Annotated in this window: 16 protein-coding genes; 3 read left to right on the top strand and 13 right to left on the bottom strand. The window is 60.8% G+C overall.

Annotated features, from left to right (window positions below):
* Positions 1 to 45: 45 nt before the first annotated feature.
* From J3P81_RS10835 to J3P81_RS10825, 3 genes are all read right to left on the bottom strand, one after another.
* A complete protein-coding gene (locus tag J3P81_RS10835; protein WP_420766592.1) occupies positions 46 to 483 on the bottom strand; it encodes a DUF3995 domain-containing protein in 438 nt (145 codons plus the stop codon).
* Between the two features lie 136 nt (positions 484 to 619).
* The gene (locus J3P81_RS10830; RefSeq protein WP_434563695.1) at positions 620 to 1,630 is read right to left on the bottom strand and encodes an ABC transporter substrate-binding protein; all 1,011 of its coding nucleotides are present in this window, start codon (positions 1,628 to 1,630) and stop codon (positions 620 to 622) included.
* A gap of 183 nt (positions 1,631 to 1,813) precedes the next feature.
* A complete protein-coding gene (locus tag J3P81_RS10825) occupies positions 1,814 to 2,263 on the bottom strand; it encodes a hypothetical protein (protein WP_420766594.1) in 450 nt (149 codons plus the stop codon).
* A 411-nt stretch (positions 2,264 to 2,674) separates the two neighbouring features.
* Here J3P81_RS10825 and J3P81_RS10820 point away from each other — a divergent pair, with 411 nt between their 5' ends.
* The 3 genes from J3P81_RS10820 to J3P81_RS10810 all read left to right on the top strand — a co-directional run bounded on the left by J3P81_RS10820 (position 2,675) and on the right by J3P81_RS10810 (position 3,589).
* Positions 2,675 to 2,932 (top strand): hypothetical protein, encoded by a 258-nt coding sequence (locus J3P81_RS10820; protein ID WP_420766595.1) that lies wholly within the window; start codon positions 2,675 to 2,677, stop codon positions 2,930 to 2,932.
* 99 nt (positions 2,933 to 3,031) lie between these two features.
* Positions 3,032 to 3,262 (top strand): hypothetical protein, encoded by a 231-nt coding sequence (locus tag J3P81_RS10815; protein ID WP_420766596.1) that lies wholly within the window; start codon positions 3,032 to 3,034, stop codon positions 3,260 to 3,262.
* Between the two features lie 90 nt (positions 3,263 to 3,352).
* Positions 3,353 to 3,589 carry a DUF2789 family protein gene (locus J3P81_RS10810; protein WP_434563693.1) on the top strand — a complete coding sequence of 79 codons (237 nt, stop codon included), beginning with the start codon at positions 3,353 to 3,355 and terminating at the stop codon, positions 3,587 to 3,589.
* 65 nt (positions 3,590 to 3,654) lie between these two features.
* On the opposite strand, the gene J3P81_RS10805 is transcribed toward J3P81_RS10810, so the two are convergent.
* From J3P81_RS10805 to J3P81_RS10760, 10 genes are all read right to left on the bottom strand, one after another.
* The gene (locus J3P81_RS10805; protein ID WP_434563691.1) at positions 3,655 to 5,262 is read right to left on the bottom strand and encodes a methyl-accepting chemotaxis protein; all 1,608 of its coding nucleotides are present in this window, start codon (positions 5,260 to 5,262) and stop codon (positions 3,655 to 3,657) included.
* Between the two features lie 169 nt (positions 5,263 to 5,431).
* Positions 5,432 to 5,836: a TraR/DksA family transcriptional regulator gene (locus J3P81_RS10800; RefSeq protein ID WP_030141286.1), complete on the bottom strand. Its 405-nt coding sequence runs from the start codon at positions 5,834 to 5,836 to the stop codon at positions 5,432 to 5,434.
* A 326-nt stretch (positions 5,837 to 6,162) separates the two neighbouring features.
* Positions 6,163 to 7,185 (bottom strand): ABC transporter permease, encoded by a 1,023-nt coding sequence (locus J3P81_RS10795; protein WP_420766599.1) that lies wholly within the window; start codon positions 7,183 to 7,185, stop codon positions 6,163 to 6,165.
* Positions 7,186 to 7,273: 88 nt separating this feature from the next.
* Positions 7,274 to 8,827, bottom strand: a complete 1,554-nt coding sequence (locus tag J3P81_RS10790; protein ID WP_434563689.1) for a sugar ABC transporter ATP-binding protein — start codon at positions 8,825 to 8,827, stop codon at positions 7,274 to 7,276.
* 72 nt (positions 8,828 to 8,899) lie between these two features.
* The gene (locus tag J3P81_RS10785) at positions 8,900 to 9,826 is read right to left on the bottom strand and encodes a sugar ABC transporter substrate-binding protein (RefSeq protein WP_434563687.1); all 927 of its coding nucleotides are present in this window, start codon (positions 9,824 to 9,826) and stop codon (positions 8,900 to 8,902) included.
* 53 nt (positions 9,827 to 9,879) lie between these two features.
* Positions 9,880 to 10,032 (bottom strand): hypothetical protein, encoded by a 153-nt coding sequence (locus J3P81_RS10780; protein WP_434563685.1) that lies wholly within the window; start codon positions 10,030 to 10,032, stop codon positions 9,880 to 9,882.
* 142 nt (positions 10,033 to 10,174) lie between these two features.
* Positions 10,175 to 11,227, bottom strand: coding sequence for a Gfo/Idh/MocA family protein (locus tag J3P81_RS10775; RefSeq protein WP_434563683.1), 1,053 nt, complete (start codon positions 11,225 to 11,227; stop codon positions 10,175 to 10,177).
* 153 nt (positions 11,228 to 11,380) lie between these two features.
* Positions 11,381 to 12,391 (bottom strand): Gfo/Idh/MocA family protein, encoded by a 1,011-nt coding sequence (locus J3P81_RS10770; RefSeq protein ID WP_420766604.1) that lies wholly within the window; start codon positions 12,389 to 12,391, stop codon positions 11,381 to 11,383.
* A gap of 30 nt (positions 12,392 to 12,421) precedes the next feature.
* Positions 12,422 to 14,353 carry a 3D-(3,5/4)-trihydroxycyclohexane-1,2-dione acylhydrolase (decyclizing) gene (gene iolD / locus J3P81_RS10765; RefSeq protein ID WP_434563681.1) on the bottom strand — a complete coding sequence of 644 codons (1,932 nt, stop codon included), beginning with the start codon at positions 14,351 to 14,353 and terminating at the stop codon, positions 12,422 to 12,424.
* 164 nt (positions 14,354 to 14,517) lie between these two features.
* Positions 14,518 to 15,339 carry a TIM barrel protein gene (locus tag J3P81_RS10760; RefSeq protein ID WP_434563679.1) on the bottom strand — a complete coding sequence of 274 codons (822 nt, stop codon included), beginning with the start codon at positions 15,337 to 15,339 and terminating at the stop codon, positions 14,518 to 14,520.
* Positions 15,340 to 15,365 lie beyond the last annotated feature (26 nt).

The following is a 15,365-nucleotide window of genomic DNA, read 5'->3' as shown; positions in this document are numbered from 1 at the left end:
AGGGGATCTATCCCCTCGCCACAACGGCGTTCGCCTCTGGATTGCTCAAGCCCACGCCACCGTCAGCAACCCTGCCCCCAGCACGACACACAACGGCGAGTAGACCCAGGTATCGAGCCGGGCGAACGTCGACCCCTTGACCTCCTTGAAGAAGCCCACCAGGTTCGACTCGCCAATGGCCCGGGCAAACATCAACAGGGCAATCGCACTGATCAGCCATTGCAAGGCACGATGGGTCACGGGAGGCGCGATCAGGCCGACCCGCAGACACACCAGCACCGCAATCATCAGCAGCGCCAGCGCCACCAACAGCGTCAGCCATCCCGACGGGTTGAACGCCGGTTGCAGTGTCCCGCCCTGCTTCACCGGCACCTGCGGCACTACCGCCAGCGCCGCCCACTGCCCGCCCAGGGCCCAATACAAATGAATCAAGCTGATGGTCGCAAACACCGCGACCAGCGACCGAGCCAATACAAGCGTCATTCGCCAGCCTCCTGAAAAAGGTTGAACAATCATCCTAGCTGGAATCTGGCATTTCGCTGGACGGGCGCAGGCTGCCGGATTCCAGTGAATGACGACTTGCCCAGGATCAACTGTTCAATTGACTGGCCTTAACGCGCTACAGCCCCGCGGTCACCTTGTCGGCGACCTCCTTGGGTAACCAGGCTTGCCAAACCTCGGGGTGAGACTTGAGGAAGGCTTCGGCGGCCTCGCGGGAGGGCGTGCGTTTCTCGCTCATATCGGCCAGGGCCTTGTTCAGCGGGTCGATCGGCAGGTCGACCTTGCTGAAGAACTCGGCAATGTCCGGGTGTTGTTTCTGGAACGGTACGGACACGCCAATGGACAACTTCGAAGCCAGGGACCGCGTCGGCCTGGGGTTGGGGTTGTCGGCATCGGTCAGGGTTTTCCAGGCCTCGGCATCGAATGGCGGCTCTTGCAACTGCACCAGCTTGAAACGCCCGAGCAGCGGCGTGGGCGACCAGTAGTAGAACAGGATCGGCTTGCCACGGCGAATCGACGAAGTGATCTCGGCATCGAGCGCGGCCCCTGAGCCGCTGCGAAAGTTCACATAGCTGTCGGAAAGACCGTAGGCCTTGAGCTTTTGCTTGTTGACCACCTCGGAAGTCCAACCGATGGGACTGTTGAGGAAGCGTCCCTTGCTGGGGCTTTCCGGGTCCTTGAACACGTGCTTGTAGCGCGCAAGGTCCTCGACGCTGCGCAAGTCCGGCGCCAGGGGCTTGATGCCCTTGGCAGGGTCGCCCTTGATGACGTATTCCGGCACCCACCAGCCTTCGGTCGCGCCCTTGACCGTATCGCCCAGGGCGACCACCTTGCCCTCGGCCTCGGCCTTGACCCACACCGGGCTGCGACCTGCCCACTCCTCGCCGATCACTTGGATATCGTTATTGGCCAGGGCGGTTTCCAGGGTAATGGTGGTGCCCGGCAACGTGTCCGTCGGCAACCCGTAGCCCTTTTCGACAATGACCCTCAGGATGTCGGTGATCAGGCTGCCGCTTTCCCAGTTCAGGTCGGCAAAGTGGATCGGCGTCGATGCAGCGGATGCCGGAAGGGGTGAAACCAACACAGCGAGGGTGGCCCAGGCAGCCAGCCACTGTCGAACTCGTTTCATGTTTGATACCTCATGCCGGATGCAGCAATAGCCGAACGGCGTGCGAAGCGAACGCAAGCCTGTGACTAGTTCAGTCAATTGACTGTAGCCAAGGTTCCAGCAGGAGCGTTTTAAAACTGTTACGAGTATAAAAAGAACAAAGGACATCAACCCGATTCGTCATCCAAGGATGAAAGCCGCTTCCTACTCGCTGGCCTTGAATGTCACAAGTTCACCCTTGCGCCATTTGGCAGCCTTGGCGGTGACTGCTTTCAACGTCTTGGTCAAACCTTCCTGCAACTGTTCGTTGGCGGCCAATACGGTCACTACGCTGTGCCCTTCCTTGAACAGGATGGCGTGGCCCTCGGCGGTCGTGACGAACGCGTAGTCACCCAGGCCATAGACCGTCAACTTGATTTCACGAAACCGGATTTCAAACTTGCCTCCCTCGCGACTGGGAAGTACCGCCGCGCGAAAATGGTCGCCGACCTTGAGTTCCAGCCGGGGTTTGTCATCGACGACCAATGCCGACTCGGTGTCGATTTCGGCAATATAGATACCTTCGGCGGTCTGCTCGGTGATATAGACAAACCGTGACTGGAATTGCTTGACCAGTTTTGCCCGCAGGTCGCCCAGTACAAATAACGCATGCATGTCGAGATTACTTACTGCCAAGGAAACATCCCCATCTTTAAACGGCCCACTCTTTGAGAATGGACCACGAGAACCCGCACGGCCCCATGGACCTGTCATTGAATTCGAAAGTGAACGGTGCGCCCTGACCCAGGGCGGGAGAAGACTAAAGGATCGCTACTCTCGCCGTCTTTCCCGGCGGTCGTCAGAGGCTGAAGGAAAACACCACTCTGAGCATCGGAAAAGGTGGGACTACTAACTTTAGGGAAATTTCTCACTTAGAAAAGCATTTTTCTGACATCGAGGCCAAAAAAAATTGCTTTAGATAGGCGCAACCGTACACACGGTGCTGCCGATTCTAGAGCAGCCGCTGACGCGCAGACTACTTAAAACAGCCGGCAATTCGTCGGTAACCATAGAAAAGGAATTCACATGGCTACGTTTCCAACCCTGATCCGCCCCGCCATCTCATGTGTCGCCCTGGCGCAAGACGCCACTCATGACGACGGTTACGCACCGATTGCATTGATCCAGCCCAGATACCGGGTCGTTCTTGCCGGCAAGTGTTTTTTTCATATCGAAGAAACCTCTACCGGGCGCGTAAGAGGTTTCCGCGCCGACCATAACGAAGCCTGCTATCTCGCCCGCACCCTCGAACAGAACCCTTCAACGGCAGGCGCCATGACTTAACTCAGCCGCCGACCGGCAACTGCTGCCATACTGCCTGCCCAGCGAGCGTCTCCATCGGCGACGCTCGTACAACAATATGACTTGAAGGGAAGGCGCGACGTGACGGAACTAGACATCGGCGATTTTTTCATTCGCGGCGAAGCCAGAGAGGTAGAAGGCGAATTCCAAGCGGTCATCGTCATGCGCGCCAAAACCGCCGCCACTGCGGTCACCTATCACCAGGTAGAAAGGGATCGCTGGTTCAAGACGCCGGAACTTGCGGCCGAGGCCGCCAAGGAGTCAGCCCGGGCCCTGAAGCTCGCGGTGGACGAAGGTGCGCTGAAAGCCTGAAGCCAATCGAACTCCTGACGACTGCTCGCCTCAGATAGAGGGAAGCAACCGAGGCGCCATGACGGCGGTAGTCCAGAGGAGTCCTACAAAATGGAACAACCATCCCACGAACTCAGCACCCTGTTTGACCAACTTGGCCTGCCTTCGGACGGCAAAGCCATCGATGATTTCATCATGGCGCACCCGCTGGATCCGAACACCAAGTTGGTCGATGCGCCTTTCTGGTCGAATCAGCAACAAGATCTGCTTCGCGAATGGCTGCTTGCCGACGGCGAAGAGGCGGTATTGGTGGATCAACTGAACGTACGCCTGCACGACGGTAAATAACCCCAGAACGGCAAGCAAGCTCTCGTGGCGAGGGAGCTTGCTCCTCATACAGGCTGCGTCGAGACTCAGCGCGGCTTCTCGGGCTTATAGCCCAGCCGCAACCCACCCCAATGACGTCCCTTGAGCATGATTGGCACCGACAGGTCATGCATCAGCTCGCCCGTGTCCCGCGTATAGGTTTGCAGCAACACCGGCTGTTGATGACTGCCGCAGCGGATCCCGGTGCGATCGGAGAACTTGCGCTTGGTGCGATTGTTCAGCGTGTCCACTTGCGGATCGCCGGTCAACGGCTGACAGAACGCATTGTTGTGAGTCGGCACGTAGCCCTGCTGAGTGCAGGCAATCGCGAAGACCAGCCCCTCATGCCGCGCCAGCAACGGTTCCTGGATCGCTGGCAGCACCTGGTCGGTGTAGCGGTCGAAACGGGTCTGGAACTTCGCCGGATGGGTATTGGGGATCGGTTGGTAGCTGCGATCGAACAGATCCTCCAGGCTGACGCGCCCCTGGTCGATATCCGCCTCGAACTGTGCGGCAATCCGGCTTGCCCCTTCCCGCGCCAAGTCATAGACCCGCTGGTGATAATCGTCCAGGCCCACCTCGGCCAGGCGCTCGCTGATGGTCTCGGCCTGGCCTTCCATCTGCACAGCGGCCTCGGCCAGGCGCTGGGTCTGCTGGTCGCTGATCGCCAGGTCACCGCGCATTTGCTCGATCGCATGAAACAGGCTATCGAGTTGTCCACGGTTAGTGTCGGTACCCTGGGCGATAGCGCTGACCTGGGTTTCGACACCGGCCGCAAGCCGCGCGATGTTTTCCAGGTGCTGGCCGGTGTGCTCGACTTGCTGCACACCGCTGTCCAGGTCACCGGCCAATTGGCGGATCTGCTCGACGACCTGCGCGGTGCGCTGCTGGATATCCGCGACCATCACGCCGACCTCGCCGGTCGCCGCGGCAGTGCGCCCGGCCAACCCACGCACCTCGTCGGCCACCACCGCAAACCCGCGACCATGTTCCCCGGCACGGGCCGCCTCGATCGCAGCGTTAAGGGCCAACAGGTTGGTCTGGCTGGCGATCGATTGAATCACCAGGGTCACCCGCTGGATTTCGTCGCTGCGCACGCTCAGCGCCTCGATGAGTTCGCGGCTTTCATTGGCGCGCTGACTGAGCTGATGCATGCGGCTGATGGATTCGACCAACTCGCTGCGTCCGGCGACACTGCTGCGATGGGCCTCGCTGGCCGCGCCCAGCGCCTGTTGACTGAGCTGCGAGGTGGCCTGCTCGGTCGCGATCATCGCTTCGGCGTTGCCAACGATCTGCGCCGCGGCCCCGAGCTGTGACTGGACCTTGCCCGCCAGCTGCTTGACCGAATAGGCAACGCCAGCGGCGGACAGTGCATTATGGCTGGTGGTGTAGGAAAGATCGCGGGTGAGCTCGGCCAGGCTGTCGCTTGCCGTCGGCACCGGTGTGCTGTTCAGCCGCGAGCGCAGGCGTGGCAACCAGACGATGAGCAGCGCCAGCGGCAACGCCAGGTACAACGACCAACCGCCCAAGGTCATGCCACACAGCAGCGAAACCAGCGCCAGGCTTTGCAGAGTCGGCGCAAGCCAGCGCGCTGTAACGCGCGCTGCTGGCACCGAGGCCGACGCTGTCGCCGCCAGAGATCCTTCTGTCGCCATTTTCGTCACCCACTTTTCTCATTGTTATGGCCGCATTAAACGCCACTATCGAGCCATTATCCATGGTCCATTAGTCGTGTTTTCGGCAAAAAAACGAGAAGCGTGATGACCAAAAAGCAAAAAGACCGCAGCTTCGGATGAAGGGCTGCGATCTTTTTCGAAAACGGTATCAGGCCTGGCGCTGGTGCTTGTCGATCTGCTCGTGACGTTCCTGGGCTTCGATGCAGTATTTGGTGGTCGGACTGATCAACAGGCGCTTGAGGCCGATCGGCTCGCCGCTGTCGTCGCACCAGCCGAAGCTTTCGTCGTTGATACGGTCCAGGGCCTGCTCCAGTTGCGGCAGCATGCGCTGGTCGCGATCGATGGCGTTGACCAGCCAGGTGCGCTCTTCTTCTACGGAAGCTGCGTCCGCCGGGTCGGCCGGGCTGTCCAGGCTCTCAATGGCGATTCGGTTCTGTTCGATGCGCTCGTGGGTTTCGACTTTCATGTTCTGCAACAGCTTGGTGAAGTAAGCCAGTTGCTCGGCATTCATGTAGTCATCCGCCGGCATGGCCAGCAACTTTTCCTTTGTCATTGATTTCTCTATAAAAAAACGTGCATTAAGGCGAATTATGGAGCGTCCCGCATCAAGCAGCCACGCTCATCGGGAAGGCGCCGTTTATTCCAAGCGCCACCCGGCACTCAATTTACGAGGGGCGGCAGTCTAAGGCCGAGTCGGGGCGTCAGCAACCGAAAACATGGGGAAAATGTCCGACAACCGCTTCAAATGCTGTCTGACAGGCTTCTGCCGGCCGTCGGAGTGCGTTTATAACAAGAAATTCGCTGCGATGGCTGTATCAAGAAGACAAATGGCAACGCCACGCGGGTCAGGCGTGGCGCTTTGTCGCAACCTCAGGCATGTCAGCGTTTGAGTTTGCGCTTGTTGCGGTACTGATCGATCACCACCGCGACGACAATGATCAGACCCTTGATGATGTCCTGGATATAGGCATCGACACCGACAAAGGTAAAACCACTGGCCATTACCCCGAGGATCAGCGCACCGATCACCGTCCCGGTGATGCGCCCCACTCCACCGGCCAGGCTGGTGCCGCCAATGACCGCCGCGGCGATCGCGTCGAGCTCGTAAGACATGCCCATGCCGGCCTGCCCGGTCGCCGCCCGCGCCGAGGCCACGACGCCGGCCAAGCCCGCCAGCAGCCCGGCGATGCTGTAGACGATCACCAGGTGGCGCTTGACGTTGATGCCCGAGGTCCGCGCCGCCTGCATGTTGCCGCCGATGGCGTAGGTGTATTTACCGTACTTGGTGTAGCGCAAGGCGACGTGGAAGATCACCGCCACCACCAGGAAGATGATCACCGGCATCGCGCCATGACCAATGGCGGTGTACGAATCGGACAACATGCTCACCGGCTGGCCTTCGGTGTAATAACGCGCCAAGCCACGGGCCGAGACCATCATGCCGAGGGTGGCGATAAAAGGCGGGATGCCGGTAACGGCGATGATGCTGCCGTTGATCGCCCCCGCCAGCAGCCCCACGCCGAGGCCCGCCACCACCGGTATCCACACGGGCAGGTCCGTCAGGGAAGGAAACACCGCCCGGGAAAAATCCGAAGTCTGGGCCAGGCTCGCGGCAATCATCGCCGACAACGCCAGCACCGAACCTGACGACAAGTCGATGCCGGTGGTGATGATCACCTGGGTCACGCCGATGGCCAGCAGGCCGATGATCGACACTTGCAGGATCATCAGCACCAGGCGCTGGGAGTTCATCAGGAAACTCTGGTCGCGCATGATCCAGCCGAACAGCTCGAACACCAGGCCGATGCCGATCAGCACCAGGAAAATGCTCAGTTCCGTGGGCAGCCGCCGACGCGTCCTGGCCGGTGCGGCGGCGGGTTTGTTTTCCAATATCGCGTTCATAGCCAATCACCTTTTTTATCTGTGGCGAGGAAGCTTGCTCCCTCGCCACGGGATTATTGCTCGACGTTATTGATTCGCCCGGAAGCCATCAGGACAGGCCCGACGCCAGTTGCATGACTCGTTCCTGGGTGGCTTCGCTGCGGTCGAGGGTGCCCATCAGGTCGCCTTCGTGCATCACCATGACGCGGTCGCTCATGCCCAGCACCTCAGGCAGCTCCGAAGAAATCATGATGACCGCCATGCCTTCGCTGGCGAGGTAGGCAATGAGTCGGTAGATCTCGGCCTTGGCGCCGACATCGATGCCGCGGGTCGGTTCGTCGAGGATCAGGATGCGCGGGTTGGTCATCAGCCAGCGGGCCAGCAAGGCCTTCTGCTGGTTACCGCCGGATAGAGTGTCGATGCACTGCTCCAGGGACGGTGTCTTGACCCGCAGCTTCTTGCACATGTCCTCGCACAAGGCGCGCAGGGCTTTTTGCTGGATGAAACCGTTGCCGACGTAATGAGGCAGCACGGCCATTTCCATGTTTTCCAGCACCGACAGGCAGGGAAACAAGCCGCTGAGCTTGCGATCCTCGGTCAACAGCGCGAAGCCCTTCTCGATCGCCATGTGCGGATCACTGATGTGGACCGGCTGGCCGTCCAACAGGATCTCGCCGCCAGTGGCAGGGGTGACGCCGAAAATCGCCTCGGCGACGTTGGTCCGGCCCGAGCCCATCAACCCGGCGATGCCGAGGATTTCCCCGGCGTGCAGGTCGAACGACACCCCTTTGAAAATACCCGCCAGGCTCAAGTCCCGTACCGACAGGACCCGATCGCCGATTGGCTTGTCCCGCTCGGGGAACAATTGGCTCAACTCACGCCCGACCATCATCGAAATCAGGCTGTCGCCATCCATGCTGTCGGCCCGTTGCAAGCCGATGTAGGCGCCGTCGCGAAACACCGCCACTTCATCGGCGATGGCGAAGACTTCGTTCATTTTATGGGTGATGTAAATGATGCCCTTACCCTGGGCCTTGAGGTCGGCGATGATCGAGAACAAATGGGCGACTTCGGTCTCGGTGATGGCCGAAGTCGGTTCGTCCATGATCAGGATGTCGGAGTCATACGAGACGGCCTTGGCGATCTCCACCATCTGCCGTTCGGCAATGCTCAGGTTGCCCACCTGCTCCTCCGGGTCAAGCTTGATGCGCAAGCGCTCCAGCAACCGGGCGGTGCAGCGGTGCATTTCACCATGATCGATCATGTGCAGGCCGTTGAGCTGTTCGCGGCCGATCCAGATGTTTTCGGCGATGCTCATGTGGGGCATCAGGTTCAGCTCCTGGTGGATCATGGCGATCCCGGCCTGCAAGGCCGCCAGGGGGGTGTCGAAGGTCACCGGCTTGCCCCGCAGGCGCAGCTCGCCGGCGTCGGGCTGGTAGATGCCGGCGATGATCTTCATCAGCGTGGATTTGCCCGCACCGTTTTCCCCCATCAAGGCCAGCACCGAGCCGGGGCGTACCCGCAATTGCACGTCTGACAGGGCCACGACGCCAGGGAAGCCTTTGCTGACGTTGACGACCTCCAACAGGTACGGTTCGTCAGGTAATGCGTCCGGCCGGAACGTTGCCGCCGGGGCGCTCGAAGCAGTCGCTGATGCGAACATGGTGGGTACTCCCTGGGCAAGGCCGGCGCGGCGACCTTGCCTGTTTATTGTTGTGATGAAACAGGTGAAGCGTTACTTGAACTGATCGACGTTCTCCGGCGTGATCAAGCGATATGGCACCCAGACGGATTGCTCGACCGGCTGCTTCTTGACCATTTTCACCGCGGTATCGATCGAGCCGTCGGCTTGACCCTCGGCGTCCTGGAACACCGAGACCGCCATGTCGCCTTTCTTGATGGCGTTCAAGCCGTCCGGCGTGCCGTCGACCCCTGCGATCAACACGCTGCCCTTCTTGGCGCCCGTTTGCCTGAGGGCCATGGCGGCGCCAATGGCCATTTCATCGTTGTTGGACACGACGGCGTTGAACTCGCGGCCTTGGGTCAGCCAGTCATTGACCAGGGTCATGCCCTTGTCCCGGGACCACGTGCCCGTCTGCTCCTGCTCGATCTTGATGTCCGGGTACTTGGCGAGGACTTCCTTGACGCCTTTGGTGCGGTTGGTGGTGGAGTTGTTCGCCAAATCGCCCAGCAGGATCACGATCTCACCCTTGCCGCCCATCTTGTCGGCCAGGTACTGCATCTGCATGCGCCCGGCCTCAAGGTCATCCGAGGCCACGGTGACCACGCCTTCCGGCAGTTTCGGGTCGTCCGGACGGCGGTTGACGTACACCAGCGGAATGCCGGCGGCCACGGCGGCCTTGGTGATGCGTTGGGTCGCGGCGGTGTCCACCGGGTTGACGATGAGCGCGTCGACCTTCTGGCTGATGAAGCTTTCTACCTGACTCAATTGCTTGACCACATCGCTGCGCGCATCTTCGAACTGCAACGTGACGCCGTCCGGCAGGGCCTTGGCTTTCTTGTCCATGGACTCGCGCAGGTAGGTCAACCAGGTGTCATCGAACTGGGACATGCTGACGCCGATCTTCAGGTCCGCCAGGGCAGCGCCGCTGGCAAACATCAATGACAGGGCCAGCGAGGCAATACGGGTCTTGGTGTTCATGAACGTTCTTTCTCCACTTTTTTGTTGGTCTTATGGATAAGGCGTAACGGACTTCAGGAACGTGGTAAACGCACGATCGGTGCCCCGGGCATGCAGCACACCACGGCGCCCCTGCGCTGGATGCACAGGGCTTCGAACAAGGGAAGGATTGCGGACAGGCGCAAGGACAATGGCAGGTGAAACGCAGAGCGGTTGAAGGTTTTCATCGACGGTACCTGGCTGTGTTTCTTGTTTTTGTTTCGTCCTTCGTCCATTCAGGGTGAGCCTGGATAAACGCGGACAGGGTTGTCGGTAACCTGGAATCGACTTTATTGGAAAATATTTTCCATATCAACTCATTTTAGAATTTTATTCGTTTTTTGTTCCATGTCCTACAGGCTCAGATAAACACACCACCTGACCCTGCTCCGCGCTCTGTCTTGCCGCGTCCAGGAGGCGTGTCGTGGCCAAGGCGTCGCGGGCCGCAACGGGCAGCGGGCCGTCGCCCTGCAACGCTGTCTGTAGACGCTGATAGAACGCGAGCCAGCAGCCCCGTTCCGAGGCTACCCGCTCGCGCTCGGCACCGTGTTCGAACCAGCCCCAGCGCCGATGTTCTTCCGTGCCCCAACGTTCGCCCTCGGTGGCGGGGCTCAGTCCCGCCAACGCCAGGGCCTCCTGACCATCGAGGCCTTCGACGGTATAGCAGCCTTCGCTGCCACTGACCCGAAACCTTGGGCGCGCAGCGCTTTGCAGGCAATTGCCGCTCAAGTGCGAGACCACACCGCTTGCGTGGACCAACGACATGAAAAAACCGTTGTCGTAGGCCTGGCCTGGCTGTCGATAATCCAGCTCGGCATACACCCGGGTCACCGGCCCGAACAATTGCAGCGCCTGGTCCACCAGATGGCTGCCCAAATCCCGCAGGAAGCCCCCGCCACTGGCTTTGCCCACCGAGGTCGGCGAGTAACGTTCGACGCTGGACTCAAAACGAATGACCTGCCCCAGGGCACCGGATGAAAGCAATTTGCGCACCGTCAGGAAATCCGAATCCCAGCGGCGGTTCTGGTACACGCTCAACGGTACGTTGCGTCGTTCGGCAGCCAACACCATCGCTTCGGCCTGCCCGGCATCAAGGGCGAATGGCTTGTCGCTGACCACCGCCACGCCGTGCTCGATGGCCTCCATCACGATGGCGGGGCGCGCTTGCAGCGGCGTGGACACCACCACCGCATCGACGCCGACCGCCACCAGTTGCTCAAGGCTATCGAAGGCCTGGACCCGCGGATGCTCGGTTGCCAATTGCTGGCGTCGCTCGGCGGAACGGGTCACCACCCCGACAAACGTAGCGCCCGGCAGGCTGCTGATGAGCGGCGCATGAAAAAACCGCCCGCCCTTGCCATAGCCCACTAGTCCGATTCGCATGAACACTCCTTATCTGGAAATAACGCCGGGCCCCTGTGGGAGCGAGCCTGCTCGCGAAAGCGGTGTGTCAACCAACATGAATATTGACTGGCCTGACGCCTTCGCGAGCAGGCTCGCTCCCACAATTGACTGCATTCCACAGAGGGAATGTGGTCAGCCGTAAAAGCGTGGCCGCTCCGGCAGCTCGACCTTGATGATCTGCCCACTCTGCTGCGCTTGGACACAGGCATCCGCCGCCACCGCCGCGGCGAAACCATCCCAGGCCGACGGCCCGCCTACTTGCCCGGCACGCACACCGTCGATGAACGCCTGCAACTCGACGTCATAAGCGGCGATGAAGCGATCCTTCCAATCCATCAGGATGGCATTGGACAGCTTGGCGCCGCTGCGCAGTTGCACCTGGGACGGTTCCGGCAGCTTGGCGATGCCGGTCTCCCCCACCACTTCGCATTGGATGTCGTAACCGTACTGGCAGTTGACGAACACCTCGACGTCGATCCGCGTGCCCTTGGCGGTTTCCAGCAGAACGATCTGCGGATCCCGCAGGTGGGCCAAAGCCTTGCTGCTCTTGCGCGGGAACACCACCTGTACCGACACATAGTCGTCGGCCAGCAGCCAACGCAGCACGTCCAGCTCGTGGATCAGGGTATCGGTGATCGCCATGTCGGTCTTGTAGTTCTCCCCCACGCTCGGGTTGCGGTGGGCGCAATGCAGCATCAACGGCTCGCCGATCTGGCCGCTGTCGATCACCGATTTGAGCGCGCGATATCCTTCATCGTAAGGGCGCATGAAGCCCACCTGCACCAGGCGCTTGCCGTGGGCCACTTCGGCGTCGACGATTTTGCGGCAGCCTTCGGCCGTGACCGCCAGGGGCTTTTCGCAGAACACCGGTTTGCCTGCCGCGATGGCCGCCAGCACGAACTCTTCATGGCTCGGCCCCCAGGAGGTGACGAGGATCGCCTCGACGTCCGGCGCCGCGATCAACGCGTGGCCGTCCGGATAGACCTCGGCGGTCAGTTTGAGGTCGGCCACCACTTTCGCCGCCTGGGCAAGGTTGATGTCAGTCACTGCCACCACCTGGCTGTTGAGCAAGGTCTGGCTGCAACGACGGATGTGGTCCTGGCCGATGGCCCCGGTGCCGATGACGCCCAGCTTCAAAGACATGTTGAACTCCTTATGTAGGTGTTGGCGCAATCAGTATTGACGGGCCTTGGCCAGTCGTTCGTTGAGGGTCTTGGCGACGGCATCGGTGCGGGCGCTGGTGGAGACCTGCGCCACGCCGACCCGCCACCAGGATAGGTATTTGTGGATCATGGTCTTGGGCAGGACCTTGATGTCGATCAGGGTCGAGACCGTCTGGCGCCGGGCGTCGGCCAATGCCGCGTACAACTCGTCCAACGTCTTGACCGTGTAGGTCTTGCAGCCATAGGCCGCCGCGCTCATGGCGAAATCCACCGGCACAAAGCCGCCATCGAGCTTGCCCGTCTCGGGGTTGCGGAAGCGGAACTCGGTGCCGAAGCTGTCCATGCCGTGTTCCATTTGCAGGTTGTTGATGCAACCGAAGGTCATGTTGTCCAGCAGCACGATGTTGATCTTGCGCCGCTCCTGGATGGAGGTTGCGAGTTCCGAGTGCAGCATCATGTAGGAGCCGTCGCCCACCAGCGCGTAGACCTCTTTATCGGGCTCGGCGAGTTTCACCCCCAGGGCGGCATTCACCTCATAGCCCATGCATGAATAAGCGTATTCGACGTGGTAAGTATTCACGCCCTTGCTGCGCCAACTGCGCTGCAGGTCGCCGGGCAGGCTGCCGGCGGCGGCGACGATGATGGCGTCGTCCGCCAGGGTTTCGTTGAGGGTGCCAAGCACGCGACTTTGGGTCAGGCAGGACCCCGTGAGCTCGATGAATTCACGAAACACTGCGGGGTCCATGTGATCGTTGATTTCCGGGACGAAGTCCTGGGTCTGGAAATCTGCCCGGTAGATCCGGTCCACTTCGGCGTCGAGCTGGGCCTTGGCGTCGGCGATCTGCGCGCCCCATTCGGCACGGTAGTCCCCCAGCTTGTCGGCCAGCGCCTCCAGGCCCGAACGGGCGTCGGCCAGCAGTTGCACGCCATCGAGTTTCAGCGCATCGCACGGGCTGATGTTGAGGTTGAGAAATTGCACGTCGCAATGCTGAAACAGCCATTTCGACGCTGTGGTGAAATCGCTGTAGCGGGTGCCGATGCCGATGATCAGGTCCGCTTCCTTGGCCAGCAGGTTCGCCGCCAGGCAGCCGGTCTCGCCAACGCCACCGACATTCAGCGGGTGGCTGGAGACGATGGCGCTTTTTCCCGCCTGAGTCTCGGCAAAGGGAATCTCGAAGCGCTCGGCAAAGGCTTGCAATGCAGCATTGGCCCCGGAGTACTTCACCCCGCCACCGCAGATGATCAATGGCTTGCGCTTGCCCTTGAACAACGCCAGGGCATCGCCGAGCATCGCTTCGGTGGCCGGCCGGCGGTCGATGCGGTGCACGCGTTTCTGCAAAAAATAATCCGGGTAATCGTAGGCTTCGGCCTGCACATCCTGGGGCAGCGCCAGGGTCACCGCGCCGGTCTCGGCCGGGTCGGTGAGCACGCGCATGGCCTGGATCGCGGCAGTCATCAATTGCTCGGGGCGGTTGATGCGATCCCAGTATTTGCTCACGGCCTTGAAGGCATCGTTGGTGCTGATGCTCAGGGCATGGAATTGCTCGATCTGTTGCAGCACCGGGTCCGGCTGACGACTGGCATAGACATCGCCAGGCAACAGCAGCAGCGGGATGCGATTGGCCGTCGCGGTGGCGGCGGCGGTCAGCATGTTCGCCGCGCCGGGACCAACCGACGAGGTACAGGCGTAGATTCTGCGCCGCAGATGCTGCTTGGCAAACCCGATGGCGGCATGAGCCATGCCTTGTTCGTTGCGGCCCTGATGAACCACCAGGTCGCCGCTGTCCTGCTCCAGCGCCTGGCCCAGGCCCAGCACGTTGCCATGGCCGAAAATGGTAAACACCCCGGCGACGAACTTGCTCTGGACGCCATCGACCTCGACGTACTGGTTATCGAGAAATTTCACCAGGGCCTGGGCCATGGTCAGTCTTGTTGTGGTCATGCTTGCACCTTATTGGAATGCAAATCCGGCAAATTTACTCACCCCCTGTGGGAGCGAGCCTGCTCGCGAAAGCGGCCTGTCAGGCGACATCAGTGTTGGATGTACTGCCGCCTTCGCGAGCAGGCTCGCTCCCACAAGGGGATCTTCATCAAGTCAAAATCAGCTCAGGCCTGGGACTTTTGCAAGTGATTCATACTCGCCCCCAACGCTTGGCGAATATCGGCCAACCCATGAACACTTTCGGCAAACGGCTCGAAGGACAGGTAACCGTCATAGCCGCCGCGGAGCAGCGCCTCGATCTGCCCGGCATTGCCGAGAATATCGCCCTCGCCCACCAGCACTCGGTGGCCGTCGCGAATGGTCGCCAGTGGCGCTTGGGCATCCTCGACCCCTGAGATGTGAACCAGCCCGGTCAATTCAGGGAAGAACTCCTGCTCGCCGGCCAGATGGTGATGGAAGGTGTCATGCACCAGGCGAAACACATCCAGCCCGTCGGTGGCCTTGATCGCTTCCACCGCCGTGCGCTTGCGGCGTAGCGAGCACTCTGCAAAACCCAAGGGTTCGATGAAACCGTAGATGCCGAAGGCGCGCAGGATCGGCGCAAGTTCACTTAAGGCAGTACGCAAACCCGCCGCTCGCTCGACCTCGCTGCGCGGATCGGCGCGATCGTTGAGCGGGCACATCACCAATCCCTCGGCGCCACACTCGCGGGCGTAATCGGCCAGGCGCACTGCCTGGGCACGGCGCTCTTCGTTCCACACATCGAACGGGTACAGGGCGTTGATCGAAAGCACTTTGATGCCGCGCGCCTCGCACAACTCGCGGACATGGGCCGGCGGCATGCCGTCTTCGATCTCGACACCTTTGAGGTCATTGCGAATCTCGATGGCATCGGTCTTCAACGCCAGCGCCAGGTCGATGAAAGCAGGCAGCGACAGGCGCGGGGCAACCATTCGATTCAAGGCAAAACGCAGGGGCTTGTTCATTGTTGTTCTCCCTCCGGCATTCATGA

Origin of the sequence: Pseudomonas sp. R1-6 (assembly GCF_051132115.1) — a bacterium.
Classification (GTDB): Bacteria; Pseudomonadota; Gammaproteobacteria; order Pseudomonadales; family Pseudomonadaceae; genus Aquipseudomonas.
Note: the sequence above shows the minus strand (reverse complement) of the source record. Positions and strands in the feature narration are given on the sequence as shown.

Bases quoted from the DNA above. Each gene is read 5' to 3' on its own strand.
- J3P81_RS10810 (WP_434563693.1), top strand. From the start codon at position 3,353: ATGGAACAACCATCCCACGAACTCAGCACCCTGTTTGACCAACTTGGC.
- J3P81_RS10800 (WP_030141286.1), bottom strand. From the start codon at position 5,836: ATGACAAAGGAAAAGTTGCTGGCCATGCCGGCGGATGACTACATGAAT.
- J3P81_RS10760 (WP_434563679.1), bottom strand. From the start codon at position 15,339: ATGAACAAGCCCCTGCGTTTTGCCTTGAATCGAATGGTTGCCCCGCGC.
- J3P81_RS10825 (WP_420766594.1), bottom strand. From the start codon at position 2,263: ATGCATGCGTTATTTGTACTGGGCGACCTGCGGGCAAAACTGGTCAAG.
- J3P81_RS10785 (WP_434563687.1), bottom strand. From the start codon at position 9,826: ATGAACACCAAGACCCGTATTGCCTCGCTGGCCCTGTCATTGATGTTT.
- J3P81_RS10835 (WP_420766592.1), bottom strand. From the start codon at position 483: ATGACGCTTGTATTGGCTCGGTCGCTGGTCGCGGTGTTTGCGACCATC.
- J3P81_RS10775 (WP_434563683.1), bottom strand. From the start codon at position 11,227: ATGCGAATCGGACTAGTGGGCTATGGCAAGGGCGGGCGGTTTTTTCAT.
- J3P81_RS10790 (WP_434563689.1), bottom strand. From the start codon at position 8,827: ATGTTCGCATCAGCGACTGCTTCGAGCGCCCCGGCGGCAACGTTCCGG.
- J3P81_RS10795 (WP_420766599.1), bottom strand. From the start codon at position 7,185: ATGAACGCGATATTGGAAAACAAACCCGCCGCCGCACCGGCCAGGACG.
- J3P81_RS10780 (WP_434563685.1), bottom strand. From the start codon at position 10,032: ATGAAAACCTTCAACCGCTCTGCGTTTCACCTGCCATTGTCCTTGCGC.
- J3P81_RS10770 (WP_420766604.1), bottom strand. From the start codon at position 12,391: ATGTCTTTGAAGCTGGGCGTCATCGGCACCGGGGCCATCGGCCAGGAC.
- J3P81_RS10820 (WP_420766595.1), top strand. From the start codon at position 2,675: ATGGCTACGTTTCCAACCCTGATCCGCCCCGCCATCTCATGTGTCGCC.
- J3P81_RS10805 (WP_434563691.1), bottom strand. From the start codon at position 5,262: ATGGCGACAGAAGGATCTCTGGCGGCGACAGCGTCGGCCTCGGTGCCA.
- iolD (WP_434563681.1), bottom strand. From the start codon at position 14,353: ATGACCACAACAAGACTGACCATGGCCCAGGCCCTGGTGAAATTTCTC.
- J3P81_RS10830 (WP_434563695.1), bottom strand. From the start codon at position 1,630: ATGAAACGAGTTCGACAGTGGCTGGCTGCCTGGGCCACCCTCGCTGTG.